Here is a 16,926-nt window from a genome sequence, read left to right on the forward strand (position 1 = left end):
GAGTACATGATGATTCATCGCTTATGGACCTTGATTCGTAAAGAGTTACAGTCGTTGCTGCGTGAGCCGCAAACCCGGGCCATACTGATTTTACCGGTGCTCCTTCAGGTGCTGCTGTTCCCCTTCGCCGCTACCCTGGAAGTGACCAATGCGACAATCGCTATTTACAACGAAGATAACGGCAAGCACGCCGTTGAGCTCACCCAGCGCTTCGCCCGTGCGAAAGCCTTTACCCACGTGGTTGTGCTTCACAGTCCGCAGGATATTCGCCCGACGATTGATGAACAAAAAGCGTTGCTGCTGGTGCGGTTCCCGGCCGATTTTTCGCGCAAGCTCGACAGTTTCACTCCGGCCCCCTTGCAGCTCATTCTGGACGGGCGCAACTCCAACAGTGCTCAGATAGCCGCAAACTATCTGCAAACCATCGTTAAGGATTACCAGCAGGAACTGTTGACCGGCAAAACGAGGCCTAATAACAGCGAACTGGTGGTGCGCAACTGGTATAACCCGAACCTGGACTATAAGTGGTTCGTGGTGCCGTCACTGATCGCCATGATCACTACCATCGGTGTGATGATCGTGACCTCGCTGTCGGTTGCCCGCGAGCGCGAACAGGGTACCCTCGATCAACTGCTCGTTTCCCCGCTGGCGACCTGGCAGATCTTTGTTGGCAAGGCGGTTCCGGCGTTGGTTGTTGCCACTTTTCAGGCCACCATAGTACTGGCGGTCGGGATCCTCGCCTACAAGATCCCGTTTGCCGGTTCGCTGCTGCTTTTCTATTTCACTATGCTGATTTACGGATTGTCGCTGGTGGGCTTTGGCCTGCTTATTTCGTCACTGTGCGCGACGCAGCAGCAGGCCTTTATCGGGGTATTTGTCTTTATGATGCCCGCCATACTGCTCTCGGGCTACGTCTCACCGGTGGAGAATATGCCGGTCTGGTTGCAGAATCTGACGTGGGTGAACCCTATTCGCCACTTCACGGATATTACCAAACAGATCTATCTGAAGGACGCGAGCTTTGGCATTGTGTGGGGAAGCGTGTGGCCGTTACTGGTGATTACGGCCACGACAGGTTCAGCGGCGTATGCCATGTTTAGACGAAAAATTGCCTAGCTTTTTATCTTTTGCTAACAGAGATACCAGCGCAGGGCCGGCAAGGATGACCAGCCCAACCAGCGCCAGCAGCAGATTATTTTGCATAACGCGGGAGAGAAGCCAGAGCACAATCATGGCCACGCCGAAATACCAGGTGGTGGTCAGCTCCTCAAGGAAATCGCCGCTGTCTCGCCAGCGCGCGTCGTGATGGCGCTGTAAAAACAACATCAACAGTACAGTCACTCCGTAGACCACACAGAGTCCCAGCCCGACACGCACCATGGCGGCGTTCATCCAGGCCACCACCAGCACCGCCACAATCAGTAAATGCAACATTATCTGCCAGCAACTCAGACCGGTTGTGACACGAACACGTTGTTGCCACTTCATGGACTCTCTCCGGAAGAATGTTTAACTGATCAGAGAGTACTGATATTTGCAGAAAATTCTGTAACCCCGACTCTTTTTGTGACAGAGACTACAATTTATTTCATGAGGATAGTGACGCTGGCAGGAGAAATATGACCCAATCAACCCGGCAATTTTCATTAAAAGTGCTCACCATTAATACACACAAGGGCTTTACCGCATTTAACCGCCGCTTCATTTTACCGGAACTGCGTGATGCCGTGCGTACCGTGAGCGCAGATATTGTCTGCCTGCAGGAGGTGATGGGCGCGCATGAAGTGCATCCCCTGCATGTAGAGAACTGGCCCGACACCACCCACTACGAGTTTCTCGCCGACACCATGTGGAGCGATTATGCCTACGGACGCAATGCCGTGTATCCGGAAGGCCATCATGGCAATGCTGTGCTGTCGCGTTTCCCGATTGAGCATTATGAAAACCGGGATGTGTCGGTTGATGGCAGCGAAAAGCGTGGACTGCTTTACTGCCGCATCGTGCCCCCGGAGATTGAACGCCCGATACATGTGATTTGCGTGCATCTTGGCCTGCGCGAAGCTCACCGGACCGCGCAGCTCAACATGCTGGCGCAGTGGGTCAACTCCCTGCCGGAGAACGAGCCGGTGGTGGTGGCCGGTGATTTTAACGACTGGCGTCAACGCGCCAACCACCCGCTTAAAACTCAGGCCGGTCTGGATGAAATTTTCACCCGCGCCAATGGTCGACCGGCGCGTACGTTTCCGGTCAGTCTGCCGCTCCTGCGTCTTGATCGCATCTATGTAAAAAATGCCAGCGCCAGCGCCCCGACAGCGCTGCCTCTGCGCAACTGGCGTCATCTCTCGGACCATGCCCCTCTTAGTGCGGAGATCCACTTATGAAATGCAGCTGGCGCGAAGGGAACCGGATTCAGTTGCTGGAAAACGGCGAAAACTACTATCCGGCGGTGTACGAGGCTATTGCCCAGGCAAAACAGAAAGTTATCCTTGAGAGCTTTATCTGGTTTGAGGATGAGGTGGGCCGTGAGCTGCACGGCGTGCTGCTGAAGGCGGCCAGGCGTGGGGTCAATATTGAAGTGCTGCTGGACGGCTACGGCTCGCCGGATTTAAGTGACGATTTCGTCAATGCGCTAACCTCTGCCGGGGTGGTCTTCCGTTACTATGATCCACGCCCGCGTCTGCTCGGCATGCGCACTAACGTCTTTCGCCGGATGCACCGCAAAATCGTGGTTATCGATAATACCGTTGCCTTTGTCGGCGGCATCAACTATTCGGCCGAGCATGTCAGCAGCTATGGACCTGAGGCCAAGCAGGATTACGCCGTGCGTGTCGAAGGGCCGGTCGTGGAGGACATACTGCAGTTTGAGGTGGAAAACCTGCCTCAGAATGCGCCGGTCCGGCGCTGGTGGCAACGCCGTCGCCATGAGGCGGAGGATAACCGCAAGCCGGGTGAAGCTCAGGTCCTGTTTGTCTGGCGCGATAACGACGATCATCGTGATGATATTGAGCGCCACTATCTGAAAATGCTGGCTAATGCGAAGCGTGAGGTCATTATCGCCAATGCTTATTTCTTCCCGGGTTATCGCCTGCTGCATGCCATGAAGAATGCAGCACGTCGTGGTGTCTGCGTGAAGTTAATTGTGCAGGGTGAACCGGACATGCCTATCGTTAAGGTTGGGGCAGAACTGCTCTATAACTATCTTCTGAAAGGCGGAGTGCAGGTGTATGAATATCGCCGCCGACCGCTGCATGGCAAGGTGGCGCTGATGGATGACCACTGGGCAACCGTGGGTTCAAGTAATCTCGACCCGTTAAGCCTCTCCCTGAATCTCGAAGCCAATTTGATTATCCATGATCGCGAGTTTAACCATACTCTGCGGGAAAATCTTAACGGCATTATCGCCCGCGACTGCCAGCGCGTGGATGAGTCAATGGCGCCGAAACGGACCTGGTGGAATCTGGCAAAAGGGGTCGTGGTGTTCCACTTCCTGCGCCATTTCCCTGCACTCGTAGGCTGGCTGCCGGCACATACCCCTAAGCTCGCGCAGGTGGACCCGCCCGTACAACCCGAACTGGAAACGCAGGATCGCATCACGCCTGAAAACTCGGAGGTGAAATCCTGATGGCGAAATCTCATTCACGCTGGCGGTTAACCAAAAAAATCCTCACCTGGCTGTTCTTTATCGCAGTGGCGGTCCTGCTGGTGCTCTATGCGCAAAAGGTCGACTGGGAGGAGGTCTGGAAAGTCATTCGCGACTATAACCGTACCGTGCTGCTCGGGGCCGCCGCACTGGTGGTGATAAGCTACCTGATTTACGGCTGTTATGACCTGCTCGGGCGCGCCTATTGCGGCCATAAGCTGGCTAAACGTCAGGTGATGCTGGTGTCATTTATTTGTTACGCCTTCAACCTGACGCTAAGTACCTGGGTCGGCGGGATTGGCATGCGTTATCGCCTCTATTCCCGCCTGGGGTTGCCAAGCAGTACAATCACGCGCATTTTCTCGCTCAGTATCACCACGAACTGGCTGGGTTACATTTTACTTGGTGGCATCCTTTTTACCTTTGGCGTCGTGGATATCCCGGCCCACTGGTATATCTCTGACACCACCCTGCGTATTATTGGCGTGGTACTGTTGCTGTTTATCGCCTTCTATCTGTGGGCTTGTGCGTTTGCAAAACGTCGCCATTTCACCATTAAAGGCCAAAAGCTCGTTATCCCCTCCTGGCAGTTCGCCCTCGCGCAGATGGCTATTTCCAGCGCCAACTGGATAGTCATGGGCGTCATTATCTGGATGCTGCTGGGCCAGGAGGCTAATTTCTTCTTTGTGCTTGGTGTGTTGCTGGTGAGCAGTATTGCCGGGGTGATAGTGCATATCCCGGCCGGGATTGGCGTGCTGGAAGCGGTATTCCTGGCGCTGCTTGCCGGAGAGCATACCTCACAGGGGGTCATCATCGCGGGCCTGCTGGCCTACCGCGTGCTTTACTATTTTATTCCACTGCTGCTGGCATTGATTGCCTACCTGCTGCTCGAAAGCCGGGCGAAAAAACTGCGGGCGAAAAACGAAAAGGCAATGGCCAGATAAGGAAGCGCCGGATGATGGCCTGGCCCCATCCGGCTAAACGGGATTAACGGCGGTTGCCGAAGATGCGCAGTAGCATCAGAAACAGGTTGATAAAATCCAGATAGAGGGTCAGCGCGCCGAGAATGGAATATTTGCGCAGTGTGGATTTATCCTGCACGTCAATTTGCGTGCCGATGCTTTTCAGTTTCTGCGTGTCGTAGGCGGTGAGCCCGACAAACACAATCACGCCGACGTAAGTCACTACCCACATCAACGTCTCGCTTTTCAGCCAGAAGTTAACCAGCGACGCCAGAATAATGCCGATGAGCGCCATAAAGAGCATATTGCCAAAACCGCTAAGATCGCGCCTGGTGGTATAGCCATAAAGACTCATGGCACCAAACATCCCGGCGGTAACAACAAAGGTCGCGGCGATGGATTCTGTGGTGTAGATGTAAAGGATGCTTGAAAGCGTAAGCCCGGTCAGTGCCGAGTAGAGCATAAACAGCGTCGTGGCAACGCCAGCGCTTAAGCGCTGAATCATGCCCGACAGCACAAACACCAGCCCAAGCTGGGCGATGATAAGGCCAAAGAAAGTGATCTGGCTTGAGAATACCAGGGCCATGATATTTTCATTGCTGGCGGCGTAACCGGCGACAAAGGCCGTCAGTAACAGCCCGCAGGTCATCCAGCCATAAACCTGTGCCATGTACGTTTGCAGGCCCGTGCGGGCAGATGACACTATCGAATCGGATCGTGGAAATCGGTCCATAAATCGCTCCTGATTAATGGGATTAGTCGCCTTAAGCCTAACACATTCGGGGTAAAACGTTACCAGCGCTGCGCGGCCTGCTTATCGCTGTCCCGCGCGTCCACCCAGCGCTCGCCCTGTGCTGTCGCTTCTCGTTTCCAGAACGGTGCCCGTGTTTTCAGCTGATCCATGATGAACTGTCCGGCATCAAAGGCGCTGCTGCGATGGGCGCTGGTGACGCCGACGAAAACGATATCATCTCCCGGCCAGAGCTCACCCACGCGATGGATAACGGTTACCCGGCCAAGGGGCCAGCGCCCACGCGCCTCTTCAACGATAGCCGCAAGGGATTTCTCCGTCATGCCTGGGTAGTGCTCAAGCGTCAGAGCGCTTACGCTGTCGCCCAGATTATGGTTGCGGACTTTGCCGGTAAAGGTGACGACAGCACCGTCTTCATCCCGCTGCGCAAGCCAGCTGTATTCGTCACCAACGCTAAACGCTGCGGTGCCGACCTGAATGCGTGTCTGTGTCATCTCAGCCTCCGGTCACCGGCGGGAAAAAGGCGACTTCATCGCCGTCTGCGATGGGGCTGTCGAAACTCACCAGCGTCTGATTCACCGCTGCCAGCAATTTGCCCTCTTCCAGCGCCAGCGCCCAGCGGTCACTGCGTTGGGCGAGATGGGCACGAAGCGCCTCCACCGACGTGAATTCCTGCTCAAGCGTCAGACGATCACAGTCGGTCAGCTCACGGACCTGCGCGAAAAAAAGTACGTTAATCATTGCTCTCCACCCTGAAGTCGCCAGATTTGCCGCCGCTTTTAGCCAGTAGTCTGACCGGGCCGATAACCATATCCTTCTGGACGGCTTTGCACATGTCGTAAATCGTCAGCGCCGCGACCGAGGCGGCGGTCAGCGCTTCCATTTCGACGCCCGTTTTACCGCTCAGACGGCACACTGACTCAATGCGCACCCGATTCTGCTGAGACTGCGCCTCCAGTTGCACTTCCACTTTACTAAGCAGCAATGGATGGCAAAGCGGAATCAGATCCCAGGTTCGTTTCGCCGCCTGAATTCCGGCAATGCGTGCGGTGGCAAAAACATCGCCCTTGTGATGGCTGCCGTCAATGATCATCGCCAGGGTTTCAGGAAGCATGGTAACAAAGGCTTCGGCGCGCGCTTCGCGCACGGTTTCTGCCTTGGCAGACACATCGACCATGTGCGCTTCGCCATCGGCGTTAATGTGGGTCAGTTGCGTCATCGTTCAGGACTTAATGTGGGAGTGAAAATTACACGGACGCGTACGGGCATCCAGCTGCGGCGCAATGATATTTTCCCAGGCGGTACGGCAGGCTTTCGGCGAGCCGGGCATGGCGAAAATCAGCGTCTTGTTTGCCACCCCTGCCAGCGCGCGGGATTGTAGGGTTGAGGTACCAATCTCCTCGAATGAGAGCATACGGAACACTTCGCCAAAACCTTCGATTTCACGATCGAAGAGCGGCAGCAGGGCTTCGGGTGTCTGATCGCCCTCGGTAAAACCGGTGCCGCCGTTGACCAGCACAACCTGAACTTCATCGCTGGCGATCCACGCCGAGACCTGGGCACGAATGGCATAGCGGTTCTCTTTTACAATTGCTCTGGCAACAACCTGATGACCGCTCTCCTGAGCCGCATCGCGCAGCCAGTGACCGGCCGTGTCATCCTCTTCGCTACGCCGGCTGGACACGGTAAGAATAGCGATACGGGTTGCTACAAACTCCGCACTGACCTGACTCATTCACTATCTCCTTGCGGCGTTTATCCGCCGATGTAAGAAAGGTTTTGCGTAATGCCAGTATGACCCTGATGCAGGAAATGGGTCTGTTTTTTGTGGCCGAGGGCTTCGGTAATGCGCCTCTCAAGCGACTCCTGCTGCCAGTCCTCCTGGAGCAGATCGCGCAAATTCACGCCCCCGTCGCCAAACAGACACAGGTGCAGTTTGCCGGTTGACGAGACGCGCAGCCGGTTACAGGTGGCACAAAAATCTTTTTCATAAGGCATGATGAGGCCGATTTCGCCGGCATAATCCGGGTGGCAGAAGACCTGTGCGGGGCCATCGCTGCGCTGACTCAGCTGGCGTATCCAGCCACGACGCAGAAGTTCATCGCGCAGCACCATGCCGGACAGATGATGTCTGCGAAACAGGTCGCTCCCCTCACCCGTTTCCATGAGTTCAATAAAACGCAGTTGAATGCGGCGAGGCTGGATCCACGCCAGGAAGGTGTCGAGCTGATGATGGTTCACGTCACGCATCAGCACGGTATTCACTTTTACTTTTTCGAAGCCCGCAGCAAAGGCAGCATCAATGCCGTCCATCACCTGGCGAAACTTGTCCTGACCGGTGATGGCATGAAACTGTCGGGCATCGAGGCTGTCCACGCTGACGTTAAGCGCTGTCAGTCCGGCCTCACGCCAGTTGGCAATATCACGTGCAAGACGATAACCGTTGGTGGTCACCGCAATCTGGCGGATAGTGGGATTTTCGCGTACCGCAGCGATGATGTCGGTGAAATCACGGCGCAGCGAGGGTTCCCCGCCCGTCAGTCGGACTTTCTCGGTACCCATTGAGGAAAACGCACGCGTGACGCGCCGGATTTCTTCCAGACGGAGAAAACCGTTATTGGTGATGCCACCAGGCTTGTAGCCATCAGGCAGGCAGTATGTGCAACGAAAATTGCACACATCTGTGATCGACAAACGTAAATAATAAAACTTACGCGCGAACGTGTCAGTGAGTTGTGTGGCCATGTACACCTTTCCAGATACGGGAGATGCAGTCATTTCTTCCTGCACCCTGGCGGCTGATACCCGAAGGCATCGCCACGGCCAAAATGCCTTATCATCAGACGTAGGCACAGAGGCTTGAGTGTATGTTGTAGGTAACGCTACCTGAGCGTTACGGCGATAGTAGCGCGAACTGCTTACCTGCGCCATCATCAATATCGCTATGTAAAACTATATATAACGAGTTAATTGTACATTTTCGATATAGAGTACGTGTAAATGGTATTTTTGCTTTGATATGTGTCATTTTCCGCCGGACAGGGCATCGTCTTTTGGTGGTATTTAGGCTAACGTAACCGGGTAATTTTCTTTCAAGGATTTCTATGCGTAATCGCACTCTTGCTGACCTCGACCGGGTGGTTGCACTCGGCGGCGGCCATGGTCTGGGCCGCGTGATGTCGTCGCTATCATCATTAGGTTCAAGGTTGACCGGCATTGTCACCACCACGGATAACGGCGGCTCAACCGGTCGAATTCGCCGCTCTGAAGGCGGCATCGCGTGGGGCGATATGCGCAACTGTTTAAATCAGTTAATTGCTGAACCCAGCGTCGCCTCAGCCATGTTTGAATACCGTTTTAGCGGTAATGGCGAACTTTCCGGGCATAACCTCGGAAACTTGATGTTAAAGGCGCTGGACCACCTCAGCGTGCGCCCGCTGGAAGCCATTAATATTATTCGTAACTTATTGAAAGTGGATGCTTTCCTCATTCCCATGTCCGAACAGCCTGTCGATCTTATGGCCACGGACAGCGAGGGCAACCTGGTCTATGGCGAAGTGGATATCGATCAGCTGGAGTCCCCGGTACAAGAGCTAATGCTTTTTCCGAAGGTCCACGCGACGCGGGAGGCGATTCAGGCCATCGCCGAGGCGGATTTAATCCTGATTGGGCCAGGCAGTTTTTATACCAGTCTCCTGCCGCTGCTTTTGCTGGAAGATCTGGCGCAGGCGCTCAGACGGACTCCTGCTCCCGTGGTCTATATTGGCAATCTGGGAAAAGAGTTGAGTGTCGCAGCCGCCAGCCTGACGCTAAAAGATAAGCTGAGCATAATGGAACAGTATGTTGGCAAGCCGATCATTGATGCGGTTGTGGTGGGGCCACACGTTGATGTCTCGGCGGTCAGCGATCGGGTGATCATACAGGACACCCTTGAAGCCAGTGATATCCCCTACCGCCACGACCGCCATCTGTTACGTATGGCGCTGGAGAAAGCAGTGCAGCGGCTGGGATAAATACCCGCCCTTCTCACCCGCCACGTCGTTACGCGCTTAAGCAACGTGGCGGGCTACCGGCAGTGTGTGACTTACAACAGCTCGGGGTATTTGGTCATTTTCAGCGCAAGCTCAACGCCACGCACTTCCGCCATCCCTTTCAGACGGCCGATAGCAGAATAACCTGGGTTGGTTTTTTTACGTAAGTCATCCAGCATCTGATGCCCGTGGTCCGGACGGAACGGAATGGGTCGTAAATCACCGGCATGTTTACGGCGACGTTCTTCCTTCAGAATCGCGTCTACCACGGCCACCATGTTGACGTCGCCACCCAGGTGCGCCGCTTCGTGGAACGTTTTCGGATTGGCTTCGCGGCAGGTCGAACGCAGATGTGTAAAGTGGATGCGGTCGCCAAAAGTTTCAATCATCCGCACCAGGTCGTTATCGGCGCGCACGCCATAGGAGCCGGTACACATGGTAAAGCCGTTATGGATGCTGTCTACCGCCTCTTTCAGCCACTGCATATCTTCCAGCGTGGAGACAATGCGCGGCAGGCCCAGAATAGGACGCGGCGGATCGTCAGGATGTACAGCAAGACGTAAGCCGCAGGCTTCTGCCACCGGAACAATGGCACGCAGGAAATAAGCCATGTTTTCACGCAGCTGCGCTTTATCAATGCCATCATATTCCGCGAGGCGAGCATGGAATTGTTCAAGGGTATACCCCTCTTCCGCACCCGGCAGACCGGCGATGATATTACGCGTCAGCTTCTCTCTCTCTGCGGCACTCATTGCCTCGAAACAGGCCAGCGCCTGTTGCTGCTCTTCGTCGCTGTAGTCGGCTTCGGCACCTTTACGTTTTAAAATGTGCAGTTCAAACGCGGCAAAGGCAATCTGATCAAAGCGCAACGCTTTTGAGCCATCCGGCAACTGATACTCCAGATCGGTACGGGTCCAGTCCAGAATCGGCATGAAGTTATAACAGACCGTATCAATGCCGCATTCCGCCAGATTGCGGATGCTCTGCTGATAGTTCGCAATCCAGGTATCAAACTGGCCGGTGTGGGTTTTGATCTCTTCGTGAACAGGAATACTTTCTACGACAGACCACACCAGCCCTTTATCTGCCAGCAGCGCCTGGCGTTTTTTGATCTCATCGATCGGCCAGACCTGCCCATTTGGGATATGATGAAGCGCAGTCACCACGCCCGTTGCGCCAGCCTGACGCACATCATCCAACGACACCGGATCATTCGGCCCATACCAACGCCAGGTTTGTTCCATCGTGTAACCCTCAAAAAGTTGTTATACCAATATAATGCCATTAATGACGACTACCATACAGGCTTCCCGAATCAGGTCAAAGCCTACGCCAGCAATGATTGATCCAGCTCACATTCCCCGGATATATAAGGCACACCAATTTAATTTGCTGTCATATAACTTTACACTGCATATTGTTAATTATTAGTTAAACAGGTGTCATCTATGCAGACTATTGCCTCCGCTACCCTACCGGATTCGGTAAAGCGTCCTCAATACGACCGTCACGCTTTACGTTCACGTATTGTTCACTTCGGCTTTGGTGCTTTTCATCGTGCGCATCAGGCGCTGTTAACTGATACCGTGCTGAATGCCCGGGGCGGCGACTGGGGTATCTGTGAGATTAGCCTGTTCAGCGGCGATCAATTGATGACGCAACTACGTCAGCAGGACCACCTCTATACGGTGCTGGAAAAAGGCGCGGAAGGGAACGAGGCCCGCATTATTGGGGTGGTAAATGAATGCCTGAACGCAAAACTGGACTCCCTGGCGGCCATCATTGAAAAATTTTGCGAACCCCAGGTCGCTATCGTTTCTCTGACCATCACTGAAAAGGGCTATTGCATTGACCCAGCGACGGGCAAGCTGGACCTTAGTCAGCCACGTATTGCCCATGACCTTGAACACCCTGACGAGCCCCACTCCGCACCGGGTATTCTGGTGGAGGCGCTTTCGCGCCGCCGCGAGCGCGGTCTGTCCCCTTTTACGGTACTCTCCTGTGACAATATCCCGGACAATGGTCATATCGTGAAACATGCCGTGATTGGTATGGCGCAAACCCGCTCGGCTGAACTGGCCGACTGGATCAGCGAGCAGGTGAGTTTTCCCTCCACAATGGTTGATCGCATTGTACCTGCCGCAACAGAGGAATCCCTTGCGGAGATCGCCGATGTGCTGGGGGTTGCCGATCCTGTTGCCATTAGTTGTGAGCCATATATTCAGTGGGTCATCGAAGATGCGTTCGTGGCAGGTCGTCCGCAATGGGAAGTGGCCGGGGTGCAGATGGTGCAGGACGTCCGCCCCTGGGAAGAGATGAAACTGCGCATGCTGAACGGCAGCCACTCATTTCTGGCCTACCTTGGCTACCTGGCGGGATTCGCGCACATTGCAGACTGTATGGAGGATGCGGACTTCCGTGCGGCAGCGCACCAGCTCATGCTAAAGGAACAAGCGCCCACCCTTACCATCAGCGGCGTCGACCTCAATGCCTATGCCGCGAGTCTTCTTGCACGCTTCGCCAATCCGGCCCTTAAACATCGTACCTGGCAGATCGCGATGGACGGCAGCCAGAAGCTTCCGCAGCGTATGCTCGACAGCATTCGGATCCACCTTCAGCGTGGCAGCGACTGGTCGTTGCTGGCACTGGGCGTGGCGGGTTGGATGCGCTACGTCAGCGGTAAGGATGATGCCGGTGCTGACATTGACGTGCGCGATCCGCTGGTCGATAAAATTCGCGCCATCATCGGGACCAGCAGCGAAAGTGAGCGCGTCGTGGCGTTGCTGACCCTGAGCGAAATCTTCGGTAGCGATCTCAGCACGAACCCCGTGTTTGTCGATGCCATTCAGTCAGCCTGGGATAATCTTGCACAGCACGGTGCTCATGCAGCTGTGCACAGCCTCCTTTCGCGTTAACCTTTTTTGCCTTTAAAAAGAGTGGAGAGTGCTTTCTCCACTCTCACCCTTCTCTTTTTCTTACTTATTCGCCAGGATTATTGCACTAACAATTGTGCGTAATGATGGAGTGTATGTGACCAGGACCAACCTTATCACTGGCTTTCTCGGCAGTGGAAAAACCACCTCAATTCTGCATCTGCTGGCAAATAAACCCCAACACGAAAAATGGGCCGTGCTGGTCAATGAATTTGGTGAAGTTGGCATTGATGGTGCCTTACTGGCTGACAGCGGTGCGTTGCTTAAAGAGATACCCGGCGGATGTATGTGTTGTGTCAACGGGCTGCCGATGCAGGTCGGTCTCAACACCCTGTTGCGTCAGGGCAAGCCGGACCGCTTACTGATAGAGCCAACCGGCCTGGGCCATCCCAAACAGATCCTTGATATGTTGACGGCGCCGGTGTACGAACCCTGGATCGATCTGCGGGCCACCTTGTGCCTGTTTGACCCCCGCCAGCTGCTGGATGAAAAAACGCTTACCAACGAAAACTTTCGCGATCAGCTCGCTGCAGCCGACATCATCGTTGCCAATAAACAAGACCGGGCGACACCGGAGAGCCTTGAGGCGTTCGGGCAGTGGTGGCAATTATATGGCGCAGACCGTCAGCTCATTAACACCACACAGGGCGATATTCCTGCCGAACTACTGGATATGCCGCGTCGTAATACCCGCACGCTGCCGACCAGTGCACAACATCACCATCATACGGGAGAGCAAAAAGGACTTGCAGCATTGAGTCTTCCGCAACATCAGCGCTGGCGCCGTAGTCTGAATCAGGGGCAGGGTCATCAGGCCTGCGGCTGGATCTTCGATGCTGAAACCCGGTTCGATACTATCGGTCTGATGGAGTGGGCGCGCCTCGCCCCTGTTGAGCGGGTTAAGGGCGTCATGCGCATACCCGAAGGATTAGTGCGGCTTAATCGTCAGGGCCAGGATTTTCACATTGAAACGCAAAATGTTGCCCCACCCGATAGTCGAATCGAGCTCATTACCTCGTCAGAAGCCGACTGGAATGCGCTTCAGTCCAGTCTGTTGAAGCTTCGTTTAGATTAAGGGTACTAGTGTGGCGCCCGTGTCTGTTAAGAATGGCTAATGATGAAAACTCGCTTACCGCAAATTTTACTGCTTAATATCGCCGGCCTGGCGCTGTCCCTCTCCTGGTACTTACCTGTAAATCATGGTGTCTGGTTCACGCTTGATGCGTCCATCTTCCATTTCTTCAATCAGGGTCTGGTCGAGAGTCGCGCCTTTTTATGGCTGGTGGCGTTAACAAACAACCGTGCCTTCGACGCCTGCTCATTACTGGCGATGGGATGTCTGATGTTGAGCTTCTGGATGAAGGAGGACCGCCTGGGGCGTCGCCGCATCCTTATTATTGGCCTGACCATGCTGTTGTTTGCAGTGGCAATCAACCAACTGGCGCAATTACTTATTCCGATAAAACGTGCAAGTCCTACGCTCTTTTTCAGCGATATTCATCGTGTCAGTGAATTATTATCTTTCCCGACGAAAGACGCCTCAAAAGATAGCTTTCCGGGCGATCATGGAATGATGTTGCTAATTTTTTCCGCCATTATGCTGCGCTATTTTGGGAAAAAAGCCTTTGCCATCGCCCTGATTATTTTTGTGGTTTTCGCCTTCCCACGGGTAATGAGTGGCGCGCACTGGTTTACTGATATTGCCGTTGGATCGCTCTCCGTGGCGCTAATTGCTCTGCCGTGGTGCCTGATGACACCGCTCAGTGACAAAATAATCGCCGCTTTTGAACGGTATTTGCCGGGAAAGTAAACAACCGCCTTACATCTTATTAACAAATCTACGCTGTTACTATCAGGGATCGTTTTGATCCCTGATACAAACTGCCTTACACTCCTGCATCTTCGTCATTGCCCTGTCACAATTTTCATGTTGTAAATGAGTCAGTTGTAGGGTTTTTAACCTAAATTGATTATTTTTTGCGCATTCCTGGAAATTAACTTTTTGTATCATTATTTCTTATAAAAAAACGCCTAAAAGCGCTCGCAATGCTAAGGGTGATAGGGTACTCTCGGTCTGCCTCGTTGAAAAAGAGCGATATTCTTATTGCGAATAATTTTGTGCGGTCTACCACAGATTTGACCATCAAGAATTGTCTCATTGAATCCAGGTAATTACTCTCGCTGCGTTGGCATTTTTTATAACGAATTTTTCGTTAAGGACTTCAAGGGAAAATAATTAACATGGTCAAATCTCAGCCGATTTTGAGATATATCTTGCGGGCGATTCCCGCGATTGCAGTAGCCGTTTTGTTGTCAGCGTGTTCCTCGAACACAGCAAAGAATATGCATCCTGAGACGCATGCTGTGGGTGAAGATCCTTCTTCACTGCAAGCCTCTCAGGATGAATTTGAAAGTATGGTTCGTAATCTGGACGTCAAGTCCCGCATTATGGATCAATATGCAAGCTGGAAAGGCGTTCGTTACCGTTTAGGTGGTGACACCAAGAAAGGTATCGATTGTTCCGGTTTTGTTCAGCGTACTTTCCGCGAACAGTTTGGTTTAGAGTTACCGCGCTCAACGTATGAGCAACAAGAGATGGGGCGTTCAGTTTCACGCACCAGCCTTCGTACCGGTGATCTCGTTTTATTCCGGGCAGGTTCTACCGGTCGTCATGTAGGTATCTATCTGGGCAATAACCAGTTTGTGCATGCCTCCACCAGTAGTGGTGTAATGATTTCCAGCATGGACGAGCCATACTGGAAGAAGCGCTATAATGAAGCGCGCCGCGTACTGAGCCGTAGCTAATCTTTGTCTTTGCCGGTTATTCCCTTGGCTGGCGCAATGACAATAAAAAAACACCGCGATGGCGGTGTTTTTTTTGGCTAAATTCCACCATAAAAATCTATGTCTCGCCATGCTATTCCAGGCTATATTCCAGGCAGGCAAGCAGCGCAATGGCTTTGTTCAGCGCCCTTTCACATCGGAATAACGCGTACTGATGTTTACCCGCAACGTGACAGCAACCCGAAAAATCCTTCTGCTAAGTATACTGGCAGGTTTTCTGGCAGCCATGATTGTGGGTGGGGCCCAGTTCTTAATTTTACAGAATAAGCATGAAGAAAAGTTAGATGAGATGGTGGGTGGCATTCAGCACTGGCTCGTCGACTATCTCTCCGATATCAGAAACACTGCGGAGTCGTTACAACCTCTCACGCTGAACGAATGCCGCGAGGTTGCGAGCGAACTGACCTCCCGCGCCGCTTTTACGCTCAACGTGCGCGCCTTTTTGCTCATTAAAGGTGACAGGGCCATCTGCTCCTCGGCAACCGGCGTCATGAATAGCTCTATGCGGGATCTGGTACCTGAAATAGATTTAGAAAAAGATGAGGATATGGCGCTCTTACCCGGCACCCCCATGATGCCGGGTAAACCCTCAGTGGTGATGTGGTTCCGTAGTCCACTTTTAGATGGTCGCGGCGTCTTTGCTTCGTTAAATATTAACCTTGCCCCTTTTCTTCTCTATAGCCCACAACAACAAGAGTTGAACGGCATTGCGCTGGGAATAGGCAATAACGCTATCTCCACCTTTTCACCGGGTCTCATTGACTTACAATCCCTGCCAGCGCCGCCTTTTCGTGTCGCTCCGCTGCCGGGCCTGCCGTTGACCATTTATCTGTACGCTAAAAAATGGAAAGCTGAAGATATTCAGTTCGCCACCTTATTCGGCGTTGTGTCGGGGATAGTTGCAGGAATGCTGGCCGCTTATGTGTTATCCATTCACCTGCGGCCCGGAAAAGAGATCCTGACAGCCATCAAGCGTGACCAGTTCTATGTGGTCTATCAACCCGTGCTGGATGCCACTGATCTTAAGGTTCGTGGCGCAGAAGCCTTAATGCGCTGGAAGCACCCCACGGCTGGCGAAATTCCAGCCGATGCCTTTATCCAGTTTGCCGAGGCGCAGAAACTGATTGTCCCGTTGACGCTGCATCTTTTTAAGCTCATTGCCCGTGATGCCGCAACACTCCAGACCCTGCTTCCCGAAGGCGCAAAACTTGGTGTCAACATTGCGCCGGGCCACCTGCACGCCAGTACATTTAAAGATGACATTCGTGCTTTCTCACATGCGCTGCCTGCGGACTATTTTAGTCTGGTCCTGGAAATTACCGAGCGCGACATGCTTCACGAAGCAGAAGCGGCAACGCTTTTTCAGTGGTTACACAATGAAGGTTATGAAATTGCCATTGATGACTTTGGCACTGGCCACAGCGCGTTGATCTACCTTGAACGTTTTACCCTTGATTATCTGAAAATCGATCGCGGTTTTGTCAATGCAATTGGCACCGAAACCGTTACCTCACCGGTGCTGGATGCCGTTCTGACGCTGGCGAAGCGGTTGAATATGGCGACGGTGGCAGAAGGCGTCGAGACTCCGGAACAGGCGCGCTGGCTGCGTGAGCATGGCGTCCATTTCCTGCAGGGTTACTATTTCAGTCGCCCCATGACGCTTGCGCAGTTCATGGCATGGCAACCCGCCCCCTTCTCATCACGACTTTAGTGCCGTTATTATTTCACAACGGACCTGCCCTCCCTTATTATTCAATAAGAAGAC

18 protein-coding genes and 1 riboswitch are annotated in these 16,926 nt (G+C 53.4%); of the genes, 10 read left to right on the forward strand and 8 right to left on the reverse strand.

What is annotated here, in order from left to right; genetic code table 11:
* Positions 1–9 precede the first annotated feature (9 nt).
* Entirely contained in the window at positions 10–1,116 is a 1,107-nt protein-coding gene (locus tag M1D91_RS15615; protein WP_437430820.1) for an ABC transporter permease, read from the forward strand.
* On the opposite strand, the gene M1D91_RS15620 is transcribed toward M1D91_RS15615, so the two are convergent.
* On the reverse strand, positions 1,078–1,488 hold the full coding sequence (locus M1D91_RS15620; protein WP_437430790.1) for a YbhQ family protein: 411 nt from the start codon (positions 1,486–1,488) through the stop codon (positions 1,078–1,080). The two genes, M1D91_RS15615 and M1D91_RS15620, sit on opposite strands and share 39 nt — an antisense overlap.
* Before the next feature lie 131 nt (positions 1,489–1,619).
* Between M1D91_RS15620 and M1D91_RS15625 the strand changes: the two genes are divergently transcribed.
* From M1D91_RS15625 to M1D91_RS15635, 3 genes are read left to right on the forward strand one after another with little or no spacing between them, the layout of a single operon-like run.
* A complete protein-coding gene (locus M1D91_RS15625; protein ID WP_437430789.1) occupies positions 1,620–2,381 on the forward strand; it encodes an endonuclease/exonuclease/phosphatase family protein in 762 nt (253 codons plus the stop codon).
* A complete protein-coding gene (gene clsB / locus M1D91_RS15630) occupies positions 2,378–3,622 on the forward strand; it encodes a cardiolipin synthase ClsB (RefSeq protein ID WP_437430788.1) in 1,245 nt (414 codons plus the stop codon). The genes M1D91_RS15625 and clsB overlap by 4 nt, the downstream gene beginning before the upstream one ends.
* Entirely contained in the window at positions 3,622–4,584 is a 963-nt protein-coding gene (locus M1D91_RS15635; RefSeq protein WP_437430787.1) for a lysylphosphatidylglycerol synthase domain-containing protein, read from the forward strand. The genes clsB and M1D91_RS15635 overlap by 1 nt, the downstream gene beginning before the upstream one ends.
* Positions 4,585–4,627: 43 nt before the next feature.
* On the opposite strand, the gene M1D91_RS15640 is transcribed toward M1D91_RS15635, so the two are convergent.
* The 6 genes from M1D91_RS15640 to moaA all read right to left on the reverse strand — a co-directional run bounded on the left by M1D91_RS15640 (position 4,628) and on the right by moaA (position 8,098).
* Positions 4,628–5,335, reverse strand: coding sequence for a Bax inhibitor-1/YccA family protein (locus M1D91_RS15640; protein WP_437430786.1), 708 nt, complete (start codon positions 5,333–5,335; stop codon positions 4,628–4,630).
* 59 nt (positions 5,336–5,394) lie between these two features.
* Complete coding sequence (moaE, locus tag M1D91_RS15645; protein ID WP_437430785.1) at positions 5,395–5,847, reverse strand: molybdopterin synthase catalytic subunit MoaE; 453 nt, start codon at positions 5,845–5,847, stop codon at positions 5,395–5,397.
* 1 nt (position 5,848) lies between these two features.
* The gene (gene moaD, locus M1D91_RS15650; protein ID WP_437430784.1) at positions 5,849–6,094 is read right to left on the reverse strand and encodes a molybdopterin synthase sulfur carrier subunit; all 246 of its coding nucleotides are present in this window, start codon (positions 6,092–6,094) and stop codon (positions 5,849–5,851) included.
* Complete coding sequence (gene moaC, locus M1D91_RS15655; protein WP_437430783.1) at positions 6,087–6,572, reverse strand: cyclic pyranopterin monophosphate synthase MoaC; 486 nt, start codon at positions 6,570–6,572, stop codon at positions 6,087–6,089. The genes moaD and moaC overlap by 8 nt, the downstream gene beginning before the upstream one ends.
* A gap of 3 nt (positions 6,573–6,575) precedes the next feature.
* A complete protein-coding gene (moaB, locus tag M1D91_RS15660; protein WP_437430782.1) occupies positions 6,576–7,088 on the reverse strand; it encodes a molybdenum cofactor biosynthesis protein B in 513 nt (170 codons plus the stop codon).
* Positions 7,089–7,108: 20 nt separating this feature from the next.
* A complete protein-coding gene (moaA, locus tag M1D91_RS15665) occupies positions 7,109–8,098 on the reverse strand; it encodes a GTP 3',8-cyclase MoaA (RefSeq protein ID WP_437430781.1) in 990 nt (329 codons plus the stop codon).
* A riboswitch (molybdenum cofactor riboswitch) is annotated at positions 8,086–8,231 on the reverse strand. (Overlaps the previous gene by 13 nt.)
* A 226-nt stretch (positions 8,232–8,457) precedes the next feature.
* On the opposite strand from moaA, the gene yvcK reads away from it, so the two are divergent.
* The gene (gene yvcK / locus M1D91_RS15670) at positions 8,458–9,366 is read left to right on the forward strand and encodes a uridine diphosphate-N-acetylglucosamine-binding protein YvcK (RefSeq protein WP_437430780.1); all 909 of its coding nucleotides are present in this window, start codon (positions 8,458–8,460) and stop codon (positions 9,364–9,366) included.
* Positions 9,367–9,437: 71 nt separating this feature from the next.
* Here the strand turns inward: yvcK and uxuA are convergent, their stop codons facing one another.
* Positions 9,438–10,628: a mannonate dehydratase gene (gene uxuA, locus M1D91_RS15675; RefSeq protein WP_437430779.1), complete on the reverse strand. Its 1,191-nt coding sequence runs from the start codon at positions 10,626–10,628 to the stop codon at positions 9,438–9,440.
* 204 nt (positions 10,629–10,832) lie between these two features.
* Between uxuA and M1D91_RS15680 the strand changes: the two genes are divergently transcribed.
* The 5 genes from M1D91_RS15680 to M1D91_RS15700 all read left to right on the forward strand — a co-directional run bounded on the left by M1D91_RS15680 (position 10,833) and on the right by M1D91_RS15700 (position 16,872).
* The gene (locus tag M1D91_RS15680) at positions 10,833–12,299 is read left to right on the forward strand and encodes a mannitol dehydrogenase family protein (protein WP_437430778.1); all 1,467 of its coding nucleotides are present in this window, start codon (positions 10,833–10,835) and stop codon (positions 12,297–12,299) included.
* A 115-nt stretch (positions 12,300–12,414) separates the two neighbouring features.
* A complete protein-coding gene (locus M1D91_RS15685; protein ID WP_437430777.1) occupies positions 12,415–13,392 on the forward strand; it encodes a CobW family GTP-binding protein in 978 nt (325 codons plus the stop codon).
* A gap of 42 nt (positions 13,393–13,434) precedes the next feature.
* A complete protein-coding gene (locus M1D91_RS15690; protein ID WP_437430819.1) occupies positions 13,435–14,127 on the forward strand; it encodes a phosphatase PAP2 family protein in 693 nt (230 codons plus the stop codon).
* Positions 14,128–14,558: 431 nt separating this feature from the next.
* Positions 14,559–15,122, forward strand: coding sequence for a bifunctional murein DD-endopeptidase/murein LD-carboxypeptidase (gene mepS, locus M1D91_RS15695; protein WP_437430776.1), 564 nt, complete (start codon positions 14,559–14,561; stop codon positions 15,120–15,122).
* A 193-nt stretch (positions 15,123–15,315) separates the two neighbouring features.
* Complete coding sequence (locus M1D91_RS15700; protein WP_437430775.1) at positions 15,316–16,872, forward strand: cyclic di-GMP phosphodiesterase; 1,557 nt, start codon at positions 15,316–15,318, stop codon at positions 16,870–16,872.
* The last annotated feature ends 54 nt before the right edge of the window (positions 16,873–16,926 follow it).

This window comes from Enterobacter sp. SA197, from assembly GCF_054131575.1.